Consider the following 18,788-nt stretch of genomic DNA (forward strand, 5'->3'; position numbering starts at 1 on the left):
GAGCGGCCGAAACTCTCCCCGACCCGGCATGACTCATGCGGCATGGACGCGCTGACACATGCCACTGGAGCAATACATCAGCCCGTCGGCAGAGCCCCACTTGCCTCCGACCTCGCTCAGGATGCGCCGAGGACCTCCGCCAGGAAGGTCCCGGTATAGCTGCCTTCCACGCGGGCCACCTGCTCGGGCGTCCCCGTGGCCACGATCCTGCCGCCGCCCGAGCCGCCGTCCGGCCCCAAGTCGATGATCCAGTCGGCGCTCTTGATGACGTCCAGGTTGTGCTCGATCGTGATGACGCTGTTTCCCTTGTCCACGAGGGACTGCAGGACGAGCAGCAGCTTGCGGATGTCCTCGAAATGCAGTCCGGTGGTGGGCTCGTCCAGCACGTAGACGCTGCGCCCGTTGGAGCGCTTCTGCAGCTCGGCAGCGAGCTTGACCCTCTGCGCCTCGCCGCCTGAGAGTGTCGTGGCGGGCTGTCCGAGGCGGACGTAGCCGAGACCCACGTCGACCAGCGTGTTGAGGTGCCGGGCGATCGGGGTGAACGCGGCGAAGAACTCGGCTGCCTCGTCGATGGGCATGTTCAGCACATCGGCGATGGTCTTGCCCTTGTAGTGGACTTCGAGGGTCTCGCGGTTGTAGCGGGCGCCGTGGCAGACCTCGCACGGGACGTACACGTCCGGGAGGAAGTTCATCTCGATCTTCAGGGTGCCGTCACCGCTGCACGCCTCGCACCTGCCGCCCTTGACGTTGAACGAGAACCGGCCCGGCATGTAACCGCGCACCTTGGCCTCGTTCGTCTCGGCGAACAGCTTGCGGATGTGGTCGAAGACCCCGGTGTAGGTCGCCGGGTTCGACCGGGGGGTGCGGCCGATCGGACTCTGGTCCACGTGGATCACCTTGTCGAGGTGTTCCAGCCCCTCGATGCGGGTGTGCCGGCCGGCCACCTGCTTGGCCCCGTTCAGCCGGTTCGCGAGCACCTTGTAGAGGATGTCGTTGACCAGCGTGGACTTGCCCGAGCCGCTCACCCCGGTCACGGCCGTGAGGACGCCCAGAGGGAACGTGACGTCCACCCCCTGCAGGTTGTGCTCGCGGGCGCCCACGATCTTGAGCTGGCGCTTGCGGTCCACCTTGCGCCGCGCCGAGGGGATCCCGATCGAGCGGCGCCCTGCGAGGTAGTCACCGGTGAGCGAGGCGGTATTGGCCTTGAGCTCTTCGAGGGAGCCCGAGTGGACCACCTCTCCCCCGTGCTCGCCGGCGCCGGGGCCGATGTCCACGATCCAGTCCGCCTCGTGGATGGTGTCCTCGTCGTGCTCCACGACGATGAGGGTGTTGCCCAGGTCCCGCAGCCGCGTCAGCGTCTCGATGAGCCGCCGGTTGTCGCGCTGGTGGAGGCCGATGCTCGGCTCGTCGAGCACGTACAGGACGCCGACGAGGCCGGAGCCGATCTGCGTCGCGAGCCTGATGCGCTGCGCCTCGCCGCCCGAGAGCGTGCCCGCCGCCCGTTCGAGGTTGAGGTACTCGAGGCCGACGTCGAGGAGGAACTGGAGCCGCGCGTCGATCTCCTTGAGGACCTGCGCGGCGATCTGCTGCTCGCGGGGGCTCAGCGTGAGCGTGGCAAGGAACGTGCGCGCCTCACGCAGGGGGAGCCGGGACACCTCGGCGATCGACCGTCCGCCCACGAGGACCGAGAGGGACGCTGGGTTGAGCCGGGCACCGCCGCACTCCGGGCACGGGATCTCCCGCATGTACTCCTCGTACCTGTCACGCGCCGAGTCGGACTCCGTCTCGAGGTGCTTGCGCTGGATGTACGAGACGGCGCCCTCGAAACCCGTGCTGTACTTCCGCTCCCGGCCGAACCGGTTCCGGTACTGCACGACAACCTTGTGGTCCTTGCCGTAGAGGACGGCATCCCGCGCATACTCGGGCAGGCTGTGCCACGGCGTGGTCATCGAGAAGCCGAGTTCGTCGGAGAGGCCCTCGAGGAGCCGGGTCCAGTACTCCTGCGTCGCGGTGCCGAGCGACCAGGGCGCGATGGCGCCTTCGGAGAGGCTCAGCTCGGAGTCCGGCACCACGAGGTCGACATCGACCTCAAGCTTCGTGCCGATGCCGGTGCACGCCGGGCACGCTCCGAACGGATTGTTGAACGAGAAGGATCGCGGCTCGATCTCGTCGATGGCGAGCGGGTGCTCGTTGGGGCACGCGAGGTGCTCTGAGAACGCCCGGACGCGCGCGTCGTCGTCCGCCTCGAGATCGACGAAGTCGGCGAGGACGCGTCCCTCCGCGAGACCGAGCGCGGTCTCCACCGAATCGGCGAGCCGCTGCCGGATGCCGTCCTTGACCACGAGCCGGTCCACCACGACCTCGATCGTGTGCTTGAACTGCTTGCCGAGCTTGGGCGGCTCGGTGAGCTGGATGAGCTCTCCGTCGACCCTGGCCCGCGAGTAGCCCTTCGCCGCGAGTTCCTTGAACAGGTCGACGAACTCCCCCTTGCGGGCGCGCACGACCGGGGCCAGCAGCTGGAAGCGGGTGCCCCCGGGCAGCTCGAGGAGCTGGTCCACGATCTGCTGCGGCGTCTGGCGCGTCACCGGCTCGTGGCAGATCGGGCAGTGAGGGTGGCCGACGCGCGCCCACAGGAGGCGCATGTAGTCGTAGATCTCGGTGATCGTGCCCACCGTCGAGCGCGGGTTCTTGCTCGTCGACTTCTGGTCGATCGAGACCGCCGGCGAGAGTCCTTCGATGAAGTCGACGTCCGGCTTGTCCACCTGGCCGAGGAACTGCCGCGCGTAGGCCGAGAGCGACTCGACGTACCGGCGCTGCCCCTCGGCGAAGATCGTGTCGAAGGCGAGGGAGGACTTCCCGGAGCCGGACAGGCCCGTGAAGACGATCATCTTGTCCCGCGGCAGGTCGAGGTCCACATTGCGGAGGTTGTGCTCGCGAGCGCCCTTGACGACGAGGCGGGACTGGTCATGGTGCTTGATGCCGTCCCGAAGGAGCGCATCGGCGGTCGACGACGCGGCGCCCGGGATGAGGGCACCCTCGTTCAGGGGGGTGGAATCGTTGAGGGTGGACAGACTCTGCACCTGTCTATGGTAGTGGACGCCAGCCGCATTCGAAAATTTCTTCGATCACATCACAGCTCAGGCCGTGGGCTGACCGCGGCGGGCATAGGCCGCGCTGAGCAGCGCGACGGCTTCCTCGAGCGTGCAGCCGTGGGAGACCGCGGCGCCGGCAAAGGCAGAGGCAGCAGTCCTGAGCTCTTCGTCGCGCCTGCCGCGCGGCGCCACGGTGGTCCCGGCACGGCCGGCTGTCGCCAGGACACCGGCCTCCTCGAGCTCCCGGTAGGCGCGGGCGACGGTGTGCGGGGCAACACCGAGCTCGCCAGCCAGGCTCCGCACCGAGGGGAGCTTCGCGCCCACGGCGAGTGCACCGGCGTCGACCATCTCGAGGATCCGGCGGCGCAGCTGCTCGAACAGGGGAACCGCGAGCTCTTGGTTGGGGCGCCAACGCCCGGGGAAGTCGCCCTGTGCCATTGGCCCAGCCTAGCGAAACTGCCTAGGGTGGCGGTATGAGCACCCTCGTGAAGGACCTCGGCCGGCTGACTGTGCGATCCATCTCGGTGAGCGAGATGGACAACAACGTCTACCTGATCACCGCCAAGCGGTCCGGCGCCCAGGTCCTCATCGACGCCGCAGACGACCTCCCGGCGATCCAGGAGCTTCTGGCCGACGGCGCCGAGGACGCCGCGGAGCCGGCCCAGCTCGCCCTCATCGCCACCACACACCAGCATTGGGACCACGTGCGCGCGCTGGAGGGCCTCGTGGAGGCCACCGGCGCCCCTGTCGCTGCCGGACGGCAGGACGTTGCGGGGATCCCCGTGCCGGTCTCGGTGGTCCTCGACCACGGCGACGTCGGCAACTTCGACGGGTTCGACCTCACGGCGGTGCACCTGAGGGGCCACACCCCGGGATCGATCGCGTACGTCCTCGAGGAGGAGGACGCGCCCCCGCTGATCTTCTCGGGGGATTCGCTCTTCCCAGGCGGGGTGGGCAACACCCAGAAGGATGCCGACCGCTTCGCACTGCTCTACGGGGATGTCGTCGATCGGCTCTTCACGGTGTACCCGGACGAGTCAGAGGTCTATCCCGGCCACGGCAGGCCCACCACGCTGGGGGCCGAGCGGCCGCACCTGGGCGAGTGGCTCGAGCGCGGCTGGTAGCCGCCTCATGACCCAGACGACTCCCGGGCCGTCCAGCGATGCGGAGATCCCTGCGTACCTGGCCGCCCTCGGGCTGCCCGGACTGGCCGACATCCACGTGCACTTCCTCCCCGAGAACATGCTCGAGAAGGTGTGGCGGTACTTCGACGCCGCCGAGGAGAGCTACGGGTGGCCGTGGCCCATCGCGTACCGGGTGGGCGAGGAGGAGCGCCTGCGGCTGGCCCGGGGATTCGGGCTCGCAGCCATCCCCGCGCTCTCATACCCGCACAAGCCGGGCATGGCAGCGTGGCTCAACGCGTGGAGCGCCGACTTCGCCCGGCGCGTGCCGGACGCGATCCACTGCGCCACCATGTACCCGGAGCCCGAGGCCGGCCGATACGTGGCGGAAGCGCTCGACGCCGGGGCGCGCCTGTTCAAGGTGCACGTCCAGGTGGGGCGGTTCGGTCCCGACGATCCGCTCCTCGAGCCTGCCTGGGCCGAGCTCGAGCGGGCCGGGGTCCCGATTGTGATCCACGCCGGATCGAAGCCGCTTCCCGGAGAGTTCACCGGGCCACAGCGGGTACAGAGGGTGCTTGAGAGGCATCCGCGGCTGGCGCTCGTGATCGCCCATCTGGGGATGCCCGAGTACTGGGAGTTCGCCGACCTCGCGGCTCGGTACCCGCTGGTCCATCTCGACACGACCATGGTGGCCACTGACTTCACGGAACGCTTCGCTCCCCTGCCCGAGGGCTTCTCCGATCGACTCTCCGACCTGGCAGACAAGGTCGTGCTCGGCTCCGACTTCCCCAACATCCCCTACCCGTACGCTCACCAGCTGGAGGCGCTCGCCGGGCTCGGCCTCGGGGACGACTGGATGCGCAAGGTGCTGTGGGAGAACGGATCGCGGCTGCTCGGGCTGGCCGGCTGAGGCACGGCCCACCGGGGCGCGGCTACGCCGGCTTCCGCCCGACGCAGAAGATCCGGCGGAACGGGTACACGGTCGTCACGACGCCGTCACGCTCCACAGCGGGATAGGCGTCGAAGAGCAGCTGGTTGTACTGTTCCTCGAACTGTGCCGCCTCGGCGGCCGAGAGGGCGTCCAGGACAGGCCGCATGCCGGTCCCCCGGACCCAGGTGAGGACGGCGTCCTCCCCCGTGAGGACCTGCAGGTAGGTGGTCTCCCACACATCGGCGTCCCAGCCCGCCTCGAGCATGAGGTCGAGGTACCCTCTCGGCTCGGAGACCGGATCCGTGTGGCGCAGGACGCCGCGCAGGCGGTGCTCCCACTGCGACGACTCCGCGAGCTCGCGCAGGAGGGCGTGCGAGGGCGACGAGAAGCTGCCGGGCACCTGGACCGCGAGCCACGCCCCGGGCGCGAGCTGCTCCAGCCAGCGTCCCATGAGGCCCTGGTGCCCCGAGACCCAGTGGAGCGCCGCGTTGGAGACCACCACGTCGACGTCTTCCTCGGGCTCCCAGTGCAGGATGTCACCGTGGGTGAACCTGAGGCCTTCCCTCCCCGCGTACCGCGAGCGCGCGGCGTCGAGCATCGCCTCTGAGCTGTCCACTCCCTCGACCTCGGCGCCGGGCCAGCGCTCGGCGAGCGAGGCCGTGAGATCGCCGGGCCCGCAGCCGAGGTCGACGACGCGGCGGGGCGCCGCGGCGGCGATGCGTCCGGTGAGATCGTAGAAGGGCCGCGAGCGGTGGTCGCCGAACGCGGTGTAGAGCGCCGGATCCCACGTCGGAGAGGTCATGGATCCACGCTAATCCCGATAGTCTGAGGGCGCCATGCGACTCGACAGCCTCCTTCCCGCGCCGTCCTCCCTCTCCGACCAGGACGGCTCGCTGCCCGACGCGGTGTACGACGCGTTCGTCGGGTGGGCCGAGGGCAGAGGACTGACGCTGTACCCGGCCCAGGACGAGGCCGTGCTCGAGATCGTCTCCGGCTCCAACGTGATCCTGGCCACGCCGACGGGGTCCGGGAAGTCCCTCGTGGCGATCGCCGCACACTTCCACGGGCTCGCCACCGGAAGGCGCAGCTACTACACAGCCCCCATCAAGGCCCTCGTCTCCGAGAAGTTCTTCGCCCTGTGCGAGATCTTCGGCGCGGAGAACGTCGGCATGGTCACCGGAGACTCATCCGTGAACCCGGAGGCGCCGATCATCTGCTGCACAGCGGAGATCCTCGCCAACCACGCCCTCCGCGAGGGCGCGGCGGCCGAGCTGGGGCCCGTAGTCATGGACGAGTTCCACTTCTACTCCGATCCCCAGCGCGGCTGGGCGTGGCAGGTCCCGCTCCTCGAGCTCCCCCAGGCGCAGTTCCTCCTCATGAGCGCGACGCTCGGGGACGTGAGCCGCTTCGAGAAGGAGCTCACCGACCGCACGGGACGCACGACGACGACCGTAGCCCATGCGGACCGTCCGATTCCGCTGCACTACTACTACGAGGAGAAGCCGGTCCACGAGACGCTCGAGGAGCTCCTCGCGACGAAGCAGGTCCCGGTCTATGTGGTCCACTTCAGCCAGCTCGAGGCGATTGAGCGTGCCCAGCAGCTCATGAGCGTGAACATGTGCACGCGCGAGGAGAAGGACCGTATCGGCGAGCTGATCGGAGGGTTCCGCTTCGCGGCCGGGTTCGGCAAGACCCTGAACCGGCTCGTCCGGCACGGGATCGGGGTGCACCACGCGGGCATGCTCCCGAAGTACCGCAGGCTCGTCGAGCAGCTCGCCCAGGCAGGACTGCTCAAGGTCATCTGCGGAACAGACACGCTGGGCGTCGGAATCAACGTCCCCATCCGCACGGTGCTCATCACGGCCCTGAGCAAGTTCGACGGGACCCGGACGCGCCACCTGAATGCGCGCGAGTTCCACCAGATCGCCGGGCGCGCAGGGCGGGCCGGGTTCGACACGGCGGGGACCGTCGTCGTGCAGGCGCCCGAGCACGTCGTCGAGAACAACCGCGCCATGGACAAGGCGAGGGCGAAGTTCGGAGACGATCAGCGCAAGCTGCGCCAGGTCGTGAAGAAGAAGCCGCCCGAGGGCTTCGTCTCCTGGGGGCGTCCCACCTTCGAAAAGCTCGTCGAGGCCGCGCCCGAGCCGCTCTCGTCGAGCTTCACGGTGACCCACGCGATGCTCCTGAACCTCATGGCGCGCCCCGGCAACCCGTTCACGGCGGCGCACCGGCTGCTGACCGAGAACCACGAGCCTCGCCCCGTCCAGCTGCGCCTCATGCGCCGCGCGCTCGGGATCCTCCGCGAGCTGATGGCCGCGGGCGTCGTCGAGCGCATCCCGGAGGACGAGCTCACCTCGGAGCAGCGGGCGAGCGGCCACACCCTGCGCCTCACGGTGGACCTCCAGGAGAACTTTGCCCTCAACCAGCCGCTCTCCCCGTTCGCCCTCGCGGCGCTCGACCTCCTGGACCCGGAATCGCCCTCCTACGCCCTCGACGTCGTCTCCGTCATCGAGGCAACGCTCGAGAAGCCGCGGCAGATCCTCTCGGCCCAGCTGAAGAAGGCCAAGACGGAGGCGCTCACCGCCATGAAGGCGGACGGGCTCGAGTACACGGAGCGCATGAACGCGCTGGACGCGGTCACCTACCCCGAGCCCCTCAAGGAGCTCCTCGAGGCCGCGTTCGAGACGTACCGCCGCCACGCGCCCTGGGTGGGCGACTTCGAGCTTGCCCCCAAGTCCATCGTGCGGGACATGTACGAACGGGCCATGGACTTCGGCGAGTTCGTGCAGTTCTACGGGCTGGCACGCAGCGAGGGCATCGTGCTGCGCTACCTGACCGATGCGTTCAAGGCGCTGCGCCAGACTGTGCCGCAGGATGCGCTGCGCGAGGACCTCGAGGACCTCATCGCATGGCTCGGCGAGCTCGTGCGGCAGGTGGACTCGAGCCTGCTGGACGAGTGGGAGGAGCTCACGAGCGGCAAGGACCTGCACGCGTTCGACGCCCCGCCTCCTCCCCCGCCGGCGCTCACCTCCAACATCCGTGCCTTCAGGGTCATGGTCCGCAACGAGCTGTTCCGGCGTGTGGAGCTGTTCGCGGACGAGGATTCCGAGGGCCTGGCCGCGCTCGAGGCCGGCGCCGCCGGCGATGCCGTCCTCGGGGTCGACGAGTGGGAGGATGCCCTCGACGCCTACTTCGAGGAGCACGAGGACATCGGCACGGGACCGGACGCGCGCGGGCCGCAGCTGCTCATCATCACCGAGGCGCCGGGGGTCTGGCACGTGCGGCAGATCTTCGACGATCCGGCGGGCAACCGCGACTGGGGATTCTCCGCGGACGTCGACCTCGAGGCCAGCAACGAAGCCGGGGCCGCGGTGATCCACGTGACCTCGGTGGGGCGCCTCGGCGGCTAAGTTGGGAGGCATGAGCGTTTCGTCTGCCCTCCGAAGGGCACAGCCGGCTGATGTCCCCGTCATCCTCGAGCTCATCCACGAGCTCGCCGCGTACGAGAAGGAGCCCGACGCGGTCCGGACTACCGTCAGGGCGCTCACGGACCAGCTGTTCGGCGAGAATCCCGCGATCTTCGCACACGTCGTCGAGGAGCGGACCGATCCGGACGGCGCGGCGCGCGTGGTGGGCTTCGCGCTGTGGTTCCTCAACTACTCTACGTGGGAAGGCACGCATGGCATCTACCTCGAAGACCTGTACGTGCGGCCCGAGACGCGCGGGCGCGGCTACGGCAGGGCTCTGCTCGAGGAACTCGCCCGGATCGCTGTGGAGCGGGGGTATGCCCGGGTCGAATGGGCGGTCCTGAAGTGGAACACCCCCTCGATCGGCTTCTACCGCAGCCTCGGGGCGGTTCCCCTGGAGGAGTGGGACACCTTCCGGCTGACGGGTGAGGCGCTGACAGAGTTCGGGTCCGCCGGAACCGTCGCGGCCCGGGAAGCCGCGCGGTGAGCACGACGGCGGGTGCGCGCCGCGGCGGGGCTGGCGCGGCGCCGTCGTCCGCCCACCGCATCCTCGGCCGGCACGAGTTCCGGGGGATGCGGACCGCCGAGCACCTCTTCGCGGTGCCCCTCGACCACAGCAACCCCGGCGGGGAGCTGATCGAGGTCTTCGCGCGGGAGTACGTCTCCTCCGCGCACAGCGTGGCGGCCGCGGGGAACCTGCCCTGGCTCGTGTTCCTGCAGGGCGGACCCGGCGGCCGCGGCAACCGGGCCACGAGCCTGGCCGGATGGATGAAGGCCGCCGCGGCCGACTTCCGCATCCTCATGCTCGACCAGCGGGGAACAGGCCTCTCCTCCCCCGCGGACCGCGTGACCCTCCCGCGCCGGGGCGGACCCGCGGCGCAGGCGGAGTACCTCGCGCACTTCCGCGCCGACTCGATCGTGAAGGACTGCGAGGTGATCCGCCGGGCCCTCGGTTCCGGCCCGTGGACCGTGTACGGGCAGAGCTACGGCGGCTTCTGCACGCTCAGCTACCTCTCGATCGCCCCGGAGGGCCTCCGTCGGGCCCTCATCACGGGCGGCCTCGCGCCGCTCACGGGGCCGGCGGAACGGGTCTACCGGGCCACGTACGCGCGGGTCGCGGCTCGGAACGCCGAGTACTTCGCCTGGTACCCGCAGGATCGGGCGGCCGTGAACCAGGTCATGGAGCATCTCGCATCGGAGGACGAGCGGCTCCCCTCGGGAGAGCGGCTCACGCCCGAGCGCTTCCAGCTCGTGGGGAGCCTCCTGGGCGGGAACACGCGGGTGGACTCGCTCCACTACCTCCTCGAGGACGCCTTCACGCAGGGGATCGCCACGCGGCGGCTCTCGGACGGATTCCTCGCCCAGGTCCAGGCTCTCGTCTCTCGCGCCGCGAACCCGCTGTACGCGCTCATGCACGAGTCGATCTACGCCCAGGGCGAGGCGACGGGCTGGGCCGCCTGGCGCGTCCTCGACGCGCATCCGGAGTTCAGGGCCGACGCCGACGAGCCGCTCCTGCTGGGCGAGATGGTCATGCCGTGGTACTTCGAGCAGGATCCAGCGCTCGTGCCGCTCGCGGAGACAGCCAACCTCCTCGCCGAGAAGGCCGACTGGGGCGCCCTCTACGACACTGGGCAGCTCGGCGCGAACGCCGTGCCCGCCGCAGCCGCCGTGTACCGGGACGACATCTTCGTGGACCGCACCCTGTCCCTCGAGACCGCGGGTTCCGTGGGGAACCTCCGCGTCTGGGAGACCGCAGACTTCCACCACGACGGCATCTCGGACGACGGCGAGGCCATCTTCGCCCGGCTCCACGGGATGGCCGATCCGGACTGACCCCCGCGGCCCGGAACGGTTCACGCGGCCCGGAACGGTTCACGCGGCCAGACTGACCCCAGCGGCCCGGGGGGTTAACGCGGCGCGGGCGCGCGTCGTAGTCCCCGCGCTGCGCCTGCCGGCTCAGGCCGCGGCGGCGCGCCGCCTTCCCAGGGCCGCGGCCGCGAGCACCCCCACGCTCAGCACGCCGGCGATGAGGGCGAGGCCCTCGAAGCCCACGAGGGCCATGGCGACGCCGGCGAGGGCTCCCCCGGCGGCTCCGGCGAGGCCCATGCCGGTATCGCTCACCCCCTGGGCCTGGACCCGGTGCTCGTCCTCCACGCTCTCGGCCAGCAGGGCCGAGCCGGCGATCGTCGCGGCGGACCACCCCAGGCCCAGCAGGACGAGTGCGACCGTCACGGCCGCCGGGCTGGCAGCGCCGATGGCTGCGAGGATCACGGCGACGAGGAGGATCCCGTGGCCGACGGCAAGCATCCTGCGCCGCCCGAAGCGGTCCGAGATGGAACCGACGAGCGGTGAAAGCGCATACATCCCCGCGATGTGCAGCGAGATCGTGAAGCCGATCAGTGCGAACGAGTCGGTGCTGACGTGGCCCTCGTGTCCCATACCGCCCAGTGGACCCACGGTGACCTGCTGCAGGTGCAGGGGCGTCATGGCCATGACTGCAACCATCACCGCGTGCGCGGCGACGACGCCGGCCACCGCGAGGGCGGCGTCCGGCGAGGTGCGGATCGCGACGAGACCGCCCCTGAACGCCGTTCCCCACGGCTGCCTGCCCGAGCCTGCCGCAACGGCCGTGACGCCCAAGCGCCGGCGCGCCTCGAGCAGCGGATCGGGGCGCAGGCCGAACCACAGGATCGCGGCGGCGAGGGCCATGCCCGTCACCGAGATGACGAACGGGCCGGCGGTCTCGGGCAGATTCAGCGCGCGTCCGAGCGCTGCCCCGGGCTTGATGAGATTGGGGCCAGCGACCGCACCGACCGTGATGGACCACACGACGAGCGAGAGGTCCCGCCCGCGGTGGGCCGGCCGGGCGAGGTCGACGGCGGCGAAGCGCGACTGCAGGTTCACGGCCGTCCCGACGCCGAGGAGCGCCGCGCCCACGAGCAGCGGAATGAGGGACGCCACGATCGTGGAGACGACGATGCTGGCCGAGCCGAGCATCGCGAGGCCGAGGCCCGTCACGAGCGCCGTTCGCCGGCCCAAGGCCGCGGCAAGGCCGCTCAGAGGCAGGGCGGCGATGGCCGCGGTGAGGGTGAGGATCGTCGTCACCGAGCCCGCCCAGGCGTCGGAGCCGCCGTACTGGACCGCGAGAAGGGACCCGATGGCCAGGGTGGCGCCGTTCCCGAGGCCGCTCAGCAGCTGGGCCGAGGCGAGCACGCCGACGGTGCGCCGCTGGACGCGACGGAAGCCCGCGTCGTCGTCCCCGGGCCTGGGCGGGGATGGCCGCTCTGCCTCGTCGGCGGCGGCCTCCTTCGGCTCAGGCATGCCCGGCCGCCTGCATCTGGCGCAGTTCCTTCTTGAGGTCTCGGACCTCGTCCCTCAGCCGCGCGGCGAGCTCGAACTGGAGCTCGGCTGCGGCCCCGTGCATCTGCTCGGTGAGCTGCGCGATGAGACCGATGAGGTCCTCGGCCGGCGCGGCGGCAACGCCGTCCTTCCGGACCGTCTCCCGGCCGGCCTGCACAGCCCGCGCCGAGGAGTAGCCCCGTTTGCCCTTGCCGTAGTCGAACTGCTTGAACAGCTTCTCCGTGTCCTGGTCCTCGCGGGCCAGCTGGTCCGTGATGTCCGCGATGCGCTTCCGCAGCGGCTGCGGGTCGATGCCCCGCTCCCTGTTGAACGCCACCTGGATCTCACGGCGGCGGTTCGTCTCGTCGATCGCCTGGGCCATCGAGTCCGTGATCTTGTCCGCGTACATGTGCACTTGGCCCGACACGTTGCGCGCCGCGCGGCCGATCGTCTGGATGAGTGAGGTCGCCGAGCGGAGGAAACCCTCCTTGTCCGCGTCGAGGATGCTCACGAGGGACACCTCGGGCAGGTCGAGGCCCTCGCGCAGGAGGTTGATGCCCACCAGGACGTCGAAGGTGCCGAGCCGCAGCTCCCGGAGGAGCTCGACGCGCCGGAGGGTGTCGACGTCGGAGTGCAGGTACTGGACCTTCACGCCGTGGCCGAGGAGGTATTCGGTGAGGTCCTCGGCCATCCGCTTGGTCAGGGTCGTGACGAGCACGCGCTCGTCCCTCTCGACCCGGTCGCGGATCTCGCCCAGCAGGTCGTCGATCTGGCCCTTGGTGGGCTTGACGATGACCTCGGGATCAATGAGCCCGGTAGGACGGATGATCTGCTGCACGACGCCGTCGGACTTGCCGAGCTCGTACTTGCCCGGGGTCGCCGAGAGGTAGATCGTCTGGCCGATCCGCTCGAGGAACTCGTCCCACTTGAGCGGCCGGTTGTCCATGGCCGAGGGCAGCCGGAAGCCGTGTTCCACAAGGGTCCGCTTGCGGGACATGTCGCCCTCGTACATTGCCCCGATCTGCGGCACGGTCACGTGGGACTCGTCGATGACGAGCAGGAAGTCCTCCGGGAAGTAGTCCAGGAGGCAGTGCGGCGCCGTCCCCGCCTCGCGGCCGTCGATGTGCCGCGAGTAGTTCTCGATGCCGTTGCAGAACCCCATCTGCTGCATCATCTCGAGGTCGTAGGTGGTCCGCATGCGGAGGCGCTGGGCCTCGACGAGCTTGTTCTGGGACTCGAGGAGTGCAAGCCGGTCCGCGAGCTCGTCCTCGATGCCCTTGATGGCCCGGGCCATGCGCTCGGGGCCGGCCACGTAGTGGCTCGCGGGGAACACGTACATCTCGGTCTCTTCCCGGATCACCTCGCCGGTGAGCGGGTGGAGCGTGTGGATGGACTCGATCTCGTCCCCGAAGAACTCGATCCGCAGCGCCTGCTCCTCGTACATCGGAATGATCTCGACCGTGTCGCCCCGCACCCGGAACGTGCCGCGGTGGAAGTCGACGTCATTGCGCACGTACTGCATCGAGACGAACTGGCGCAGCAGTGCGTCCCGGTCCATCTCCATGCCGCGCCGGAGCGTGACCATGCCAGCCACGTACTCCTCGGGAGTGCCGAGGCCGTAGATGCACGAGACCGTGGCGACCACGACGACGTCGCGACGGGTCAGGAGGGCGTTGGTCGCGGAGTGGCGCAACCGCTCGACCTCCTCGTTGATCGAGGAGTCCTTCTCGATGAAGGTGTCCGTCTGCGGCACGTACGCCTCGGGCTGGTAGTAGTCGTAGTACGAGACGAAGTATTCGACCGCGTTGTTGGGCATGAGCTCGCGGAACTCATTGGCGAGCTGCGCGGCGAGCGTCTTGTTCTGCACGAGGACGAGCGTGGGGCGCTGGAGCTTCTCGATGACCCACGCGGTCGTGGCGCTCTTGCCCGTGCCAGTCGCGCCGAGGAGGACGACGTCCTTCTCCCCGTTCTGGATCCGCTCGGCGATCTCGGCGATGGCGGTCGGCTGGTCGCCCGCCGGCTCGTACTCGCTGACCACCTTGAACGGCGCCACGACGCGGTTGATCTCCTGGGCAAGGCTCATAGGTCAAATCTACGCCCGCGCAGCGGACAGCAGCTGTCCGCAGCGGCCCGTGATCGCGCAGGGCTGACTGGGGTCTCCGGGACACGGACCCTACGCGGCCCGTCCGGCGCTCATCCTCCAGGCCGCGCAGCAGCCGGCGCGAGGACGTCGTCCCAGAGCCGGTCCACCTGGGCGCGCAGGGCCTCGAGCGAGCCGTCGTTGTCCACCACGTGGTGCGCGGCCGCCAGGCGCTCCTCGCGCGTTGCCTGGGCGGCGATCCGCGATCGGGCCTCCTCATCGCTCATCCCGTTGCGCGCGCGCAGGCGTGCGATCCGGACGTCGTCCGGCGCATCGACGACCACCACGGTGTCGAAGGCCGCCGCCTGGCCCGTCTCGACGAGGAGGGGGATGTCCTGCACCACCACCGCGTGGGGATCAGCGGCCACTGCGTCTGCGACGAGCTGGGCGGCACGCGCCCGGACCCGGGGGTGGATAATGCCGTTGAGCCTCTCGCGCTGCGTCCGGTCCGCGAAGACGATCGCGCCGAGCGCCGCCCGGTCCAGCCCGCCGTCGTGCGTGAGGACTCCGGGGCCGAACGCCTCGACCACCTCCGCGAGCCCGGGAGATCCCGGGGCGACCGCCTCCCGTGCGAGCACATCCGCATCCACGATCACCGCGCCGCGCTCCGCGAGGCGCCGCGACACTTCCGACTTGCCAGAGGCGATCCCGCCTGTCAGCCCAACCCTCAGCACCGCTCCAGAGTAGCCGAGCAGGGCTCCTAGACTGGTGACGGTGAGCGAGATCAGCCGCGCCACGGCCTATACGACCATCGACGGGGAGCACCGCCATGAGCTCGAGGTCAAGCGGTCCCGGTTCATCACCGTCCTGCGGAGGGCGACCAGCGAGGAGGAGGCCCGCGCGCTCGTGGCCGCGCTGCGCCGGGAGTTCCACGACGCGCGCCATCACTGCAGCGCCTTCGTGCTCGGGCCCGACCGCACGATCCAGCGCAGCAGCGACGACGGAGAGCCCTCGGGAACCGCGGGAATCCCGATGCTCGAGGCCCTCCTGAAGCGCCAGACGCACGACGGCGTGGCGGACCTCAGCGACATCGCCGCGGTGGTCGTGAGGTACTTCGGCGGGATCCTGCTGGGCGCCGGCGGGCTCGTGCGGGCCTACTCCGAGTCAGTCTCCGCGGCCCTGGCATCGGCGCCGCTCCTGGGCCGGCAGCGCCTGCGCCTCCTCGAGATCGAGGCGCCGCACGCCGTCGCCCCTCGGCTCGAGAATGACCTGAGGGCAGCCGGCACCGTGGTGCTGGGGAGCGAGTACGGCCCGCACGCGGCCGTCCTCCGGGTGGCGCTTGATGATTCCGACGACGCCGCCGACTCGTTCCAAGAACGTCTTGCGAGCCTCACCGGTGGCGCTGCACGGGCCGTTCCCCGTGGCACGTCCTGGGTGGACCTTCCGCTCTAGCAGGACTGTGCGCCTCTAGCAGGACTGTGCGGCGGCCGTCAGCCGGCAGCGGCGAGCTCTCTGCCCCATGCCTCGGCGCGCTCGACCTCGCCGTCGAGCAGCGGGCCCTCCTGGCCCGCGACGTAGTACCACGAGGGCTCGGCCGCGCGCCGGGCGCCGGCCTTCTCGAGCGCGTGCTCGATCTTCTTCGCGGCGTCTCCGTGGATGAAAAGCTTCACGCGCGTGTCGAAGGCGGCGGTCCGGATCCCCGCGAGCGACCCGGGCGCGAGGGCGTCGAGCCACGCACCGAGGCCCTCGAGGGGCCTCCACCCGACGATCGGACTGCCCACCACGAGCAGCGAGCCCGGCCGGAGGCCCGCGGGAGAGAATCCACTCGCGTCAACCGCTGGCGTGCCGGACCCGATCCCGCGCGCGATCGCCTCGGCGATCATGCGGGTGTTGCCGAACTGGGACGCGTAGACCACGACCGCTTCCATGCCGCTGCCTTCCGAGGACGAGTACGGAAGGCGGGTGCTGGGGGTTAACCCGCCTCCCGCCATCCACGCTAGGAGCCGTCGGAACCCGCTGTTAGGGACCAAGGACCCGCACCTTCCCAGGCTCCGTCCCCGTCCACTCCTCAGAGACGCCCGAGGGCGGGTCCCGCTCGTGCAGGACCCGCCCTCAGGGACGGTGCAAATCCTCGACGGTCCCAGCGGACCGCCAGCAGGATCAGTTGCCGGTGAGCTTCTCGCGCAGGGCGGCGAGAGCCTCATCGGAGGCAAGCGTGCCGTGCTCGGTGGCCGGAGCCTCGGAGGAGTAGGTGGTCGGCGCCGACTCGTGGCCAGACGCGGCGGCCGCGTCGTCCGAAAGGTGCTGCGCGACCTGCTTCTTGTGCGCCTCCCAGCGGGCCTGGGCATCGGCGTACTGCTGCTCCCACGCGGCGCGCTGCGCCTCGTAGCCCTCGAGCCACTCGTTGGACTCCGGGTCGAAGCCCTCCGGGTACTTGTAGTTGCCCTCCTCGTCGTACTCCGCAGCCATGCCGTACAGGGCCGGGTCGAACTCGGTCGAGTCCGGGTCCACGCCCTCGTTGGCCTGCTTGAGCGAGAGGGAGATGCGGCGACGCTCGAGGTCGATGTCGATGACCTTGACGAAGAGCTCGTCGCCCACCGAGACGACCTGCTCGGCGAGGTCCACGTGGCGGACTGCCAGCTCGGAGATGTGGACGAGGCCCTCGATACCGTCCTCGACGCGCACGAATGCGCCGAACGGCACGAGCTTGGTGACCTTGCCCGGGACGACCTGGCCCAGCGCGTGGGTGCGCGCGAAGGTCTGCCACGGATCCTCCTGCGTCGCCTTGAGCGACAGGGAGACGCGCTCGCGGTCGAGATCGACCTCGAGGACCTCCACCGTGACCTCCTGGCCGACCTCGACAACCTCGGACGGGTGGTCGATGTGCTTCCAGGACAGCTCCGAGACGTGCACGAGGCCGTCGACGCCGCCGAGGTCCACGAACGCACCGAAGTTGACGATCGAGGACACGACGCCCGTGCGGACCTGGCCCTTCTCGAGCTTGTTGAGGAAGGACGAGCGGACCTCGGACTGGGTCTGCTCGAGCCAGGCACGGCGGGACAGGACCACGTTGTTGCGGTTCTTGTCGAGCTCGATGATCTTGGCCTCGATCTTCTGGCCGATGTACGGCGCGAGATCGCGGACGCGGCGCATCTCCACGAGGGAGGCAGGGAGGAAGCCGCGGAGGCCGATGTCGAGGATGAGGCCACCCTTGACCACCTCGATGACGGTGCCGGTGACGACGCCGTCCTCTTCCTTGATCTTCTCGATGTCGCCCCACGCACGCTCGTACTGCGCACGCTTCTTGGACAGGATCAGGCGGCCTTCCTTGTCCTCCTTGGTGAGAACGAGGGCCTCGACCTGGTCGCCGACGGCAACGACGTCGCTCGGATCGACGTCGTGCTTGATGGAGAGCTCACGGGAGGGGATGACACCCTCCGTCTTGTACCCGATGTCAAGCAGGACCTCGTCGCGGTCGACCTTGACAACAGTGCCCTCAACGAGATCGCCGTCGTTGAAGTACTTGATGGTGGCGTCGACGGCGGCGAGGAACTCCTCGGGCGTGCCGACGTCGTTGATGGCGACCTGCGGCGTAGAGGACGTCGTGGAGGTGATGGTCATGTAGTAGGGGCTCCGATGTGGATAGTTGGTCGGTCAGGCAGGGCGATGGGACCGGCTGCAGCCGGCACCGTGGTCCCGCGTGAAGTTTCAATGGTTCTTGCATGGATCTCGCGTGAATGCACGCGCGGTACACGCCCATCCAGTCTAGTGGCGGCCGCAATCCGGGTCAAAACAGCTCAGACGTGGGCGGCGCCCGCGCGCGAGAGCGTCGCGAAGGCCACTCCCCGGTCCAGCATCCGCGGCAGCACGGCCTCGTATCCGGCCGCAGTCCCCGAGGCGGGGCGGTTCAGGTGGCTGATGACGATGTCGCCGGGACGGGCCGCTCCCACGGCGTCCACGACCTGCGTAGGCGTGAAGGTCGCCCCGCCGTCGCCGTTGACGGCGAAGTTGACCGGGACGAGCCCGAGCGCGCGGACCAGGTCCACCGCGACGTCGTCGTAGTAGGCCGTCCCCGGACGGTACCAGGGGGACGGCTGGGCGACGAGCAGTTCCAGATGCTGCCGATTGGACACCAGCTCGTCATAGGCGGCCGCGACGGAGGCCGTGCCCGGGATTCCGTACGCTGCACGTCCGGTCACCGACAGCGGGCGGTGGGCCGTGCCGTGGTCGGCCAGCTCGAACAGAGGGTCGGCAGCGAGCTCGCCGCTGAGCCCGGGGTTGGCCGCGATCCACCGGGCGTTGAGGAAGAGCGTCGCGGGAACCTTGTTCTTCCTCAGCGCTGCGAGGAGGCGCTGGTCGATCGAGGATCCTCCGGGACCGCCGCACGCGTCGAAGGTCAGGGCAACGGACCCGGAGCCCGTCCGCGTCACCACACCCGCCAGGTCCAGCCCCCAGCCGCGTGGGCGCCGGCCGCCGAAGCGCTCGACCATCTCGGCGGCGGAGGGACGCGCGATGGCAGCCCCGTGGGGTGCCCCGGGGGACTGTGCTGGAGCCGTCGCGACCGCGTTGGCGGCGGCAGCATCGTCCGCGGGCGCCGTCCCGTCGACAGGCGAGGCGGCACGGGCACCTGCAGTGCCAGCCTCGATGGCGCGCGGCGCCGCACAGGCGGTGAGCGCGAGCGCGGGCAGCATCATGAGGGCGTGGCGGCGGGTGGGCATGGGGTCTCCGGGTGAGGGCCTGTCAGGCGCTGGTCGTCAG

General features: G+C 69.9%; 15 protein-coding genes. 6 read left to right on the forward strand and 9 right to left on the reverse strand.

The genetic code is table 11. The features are described 5' to 3' along the window. Positions 1-116 precede the first annotated feature (116 nt). Together uvrA and IE231_RS01265 are read right to left on the reverse strand one after the other, a co-directional pair. Positions 117-2,978, reverse strand: a complete 2,862-nt coding sequence (gene uvrA / locus IE231_RS01260) for an excinuclease ABC subunit UvrA (protein WP_229866439.1) — start codon at positions 2,976-2,978, stop codon at positions 117-119. A 159-nt stretch (positions 2,979-3,137) separates the two neighbouring features. Next, positions 3,138-3,530: a GntR family transcriptional regulator gene (locus tag IE231_RS01265; protein ID WP_189692111.1), complete on the reverse strand. Its 393-nt coding sequence runs from the start codon at positions 3,528-3,530 to the stop codon at positions 3,138-3,140. A gap of 35 nt (positions 3,531-3,565) precedes the next feature. Between IE231_RS01265 and IE231_RS01270 the strand changes: the two genes are divergently transcribed. Further along, positions 3,566-4,216, forward strand: a complete 651-nt coding sequence (locus IE231_RS01270) for an MBL fold metallo-hydrolase (protein WP_189692112.1) — start codon at positions 3,566-3,568, stop codon at positions 4,214-4,216. Between the two features lie 7 nt (positions 4,217-4,223). Next, positions 4,224-5,123 carry an amidohydrolase family protein gene (locus IE231_RS01275; protein ID WP_189692113.1) on the forward strand — a complete coding sequence of 300 codons (900 nt, stop codon included), beginning with the start codon at positions 4,224-4,226 and terminating at the stop codon, positions 5,121-5,123. A gap of 22 nt (positions 5,124-5,145) precedes the next feature. Here IE231_RS01275 and IE231_RS01280 read toward each other — a convergent pair whose 3' ends face one another. Continuing rightward, positions 5,146-5,946, reverse strand: coding sequence for a trans-aconitate 2-methyltransferase (locus IE231_RS01280; RefSeq protein WP_189692114.1), 801 nt, complete (start codon positions 5,944-5,946; stop codon positions 5,146-5,148). Between the two features lie 34 nt (positions 5,947-5,980). Here IE231_RS01280 and IE231_RS01285 point away from each other — a divergent pair, with 34 nt between their 5' ends. From IE231_RS01285 to IE231_RS01295, 3 genes are all read left to right on the forward strand, one after another. Continuing rightward, positions 5,981-8,554, forward strand: coding sequence for a DEAD/DEAH box helicase (locus tag IE231_RS01285; RefSeq protein WP_189692115.1), 2,574 nt, complete (start codon positions 5,981-5,983; stop codon positions 8,552-8,554). A gap of 10 nt (positions 8,555-8,564) precedes the next feature. Then, positions 8,565-9,098: a GNAT family N-acetyltransferase gene (locus tag IE231_RS01290; protein WP_189692116.1), complete on the forward strand. Its 534-nt coding sequence runs from the start codon at positions 8,565-8,567 to the stop codon at positions 9,096-9,098. An 86-nt stretch (positions 9,099-9,184) separates the two neighbouring features. Next, a complete protein-coding gene (locus tag IE231_RS01295) occupies positions 9,185-10,444 on the forward strand; it encodes an alpha/beta fold hydrolase (RefSeq protein ID WP_189692301.1) in 1,260 nt (419 codons plus the stop codon). Positions 10,445-10,567: 123 nt separating this feature from the next. Here the strand turns inward: IE231_RS01295 and IE231_RS01300 are convergent, their stop codons facing one another. The 3 genes from IE231_RS01300 to coaE form a co-directional block, all read right to left on the reverse strand. Further along, complete coding sequence (locus IE231_RS01300) at positions 10,568-11,932, reverse strand: MFS transporter (protein WP_189692117.1); 1,365 nt, start codon at positions 11,930-11,932, stop codon at positions 10,568-10,570. Further along, positions 11,925-14,033: an excinuclease ABC subunit UvrB gene (uvrB, locus tag IE231_RS01305; protein WP_189692118.1), complete on the reverse strand. Its 2,109-nt coding sequence runs from the start codon at positions 14,031-14,033 to the stop codon at positions 11,925-11,927. The genes IE231_RS01300 and uvrB overlap by 8 nt, the downstream gene beginning before the upstream one ends. 110 nt (positions 14,034-14,143) lie before the next feature. Beyond that, positions 14,144-14,764, reverse strand: a complete 621-nt coding sequence (gene coaE / locus IE231_RS01310) for a dephospho-CoA kinase (protein WP_189692119.1) — start codon at positions 14,762-14,764, stop codon at positions 14,144-14,146. Between the two features lie 34 nt (positions 14,765-14,798). Between coaE and IE231_RS01315 the strand changes: the two genes are divergently transcribed. Further along, positions 14,799-15,482: an IMPACT family protein gene (locus tag IE231_RS01315; RefSeq protein ID WP_189692120.1), complete on the forward strand. Its 684-nt coding sequence runs from the start codon at positions 14,799-14,801 to the stop codon at positions 15,480-15,482. A gap of 38 nt (positions 15,483-15,520) precedes the next feature. On the opposite strand, the gene IE231_RS01320 is transcribed toward IE231_RS01315, so the two are convergent. From IE231_RS01320 to IE231_RS01330, 3 genes are all read right to left on the reverse strand, one after another. Further along, positions 15,521-15,958 (reverse strand): flavodoxin family protein, encoded by a 438-nt coding sequence (locus IE231_RS01320; RefSeq protein ID WP_189692121.1) that lies wholly within the window; start codon positions 15,956-15,958, stop codon positions 15,521-15,523. 232 nt (positions 15,959-16,190) lie between these two features. Beyond that, positions 16,191-17,651 (reverse strand): 30S ribosomal protein S1, encoded by a 1,461-nt coding sequence (gene rpsA / locus IE231_RS01325; protein ID WP_189692122.1) that lies wholly within the window; start codon positions 17,649-17,651, stop codon positions 16,191-16,193. Between the two features lie 176 nt (positions 17,652-17,827). Beyond that, on the reverse strand, positions 17,828-18,748 hold the full coding sequence (locus tag IE231_RS01330) for a polysaccharide deacetylase family protein (RefSeq protein WP_189692123.1): 921 nt from the start codon (positions 18,746-18,748) through the stop codon (positions 17,828-17,830). Positions 18,749-18,788: the final 40 nt, after the last annotated feature.

Source organism: Sinomonas cellulolyticus, assembly GCF_014656475.1.
GTDB classification, from domain to species: Bacteria; Actinomycetota; Actinomycetes; order Actinomycetales; family Micrococcaceae; genus Sinomonas; species Sinomonas cellulolyticus.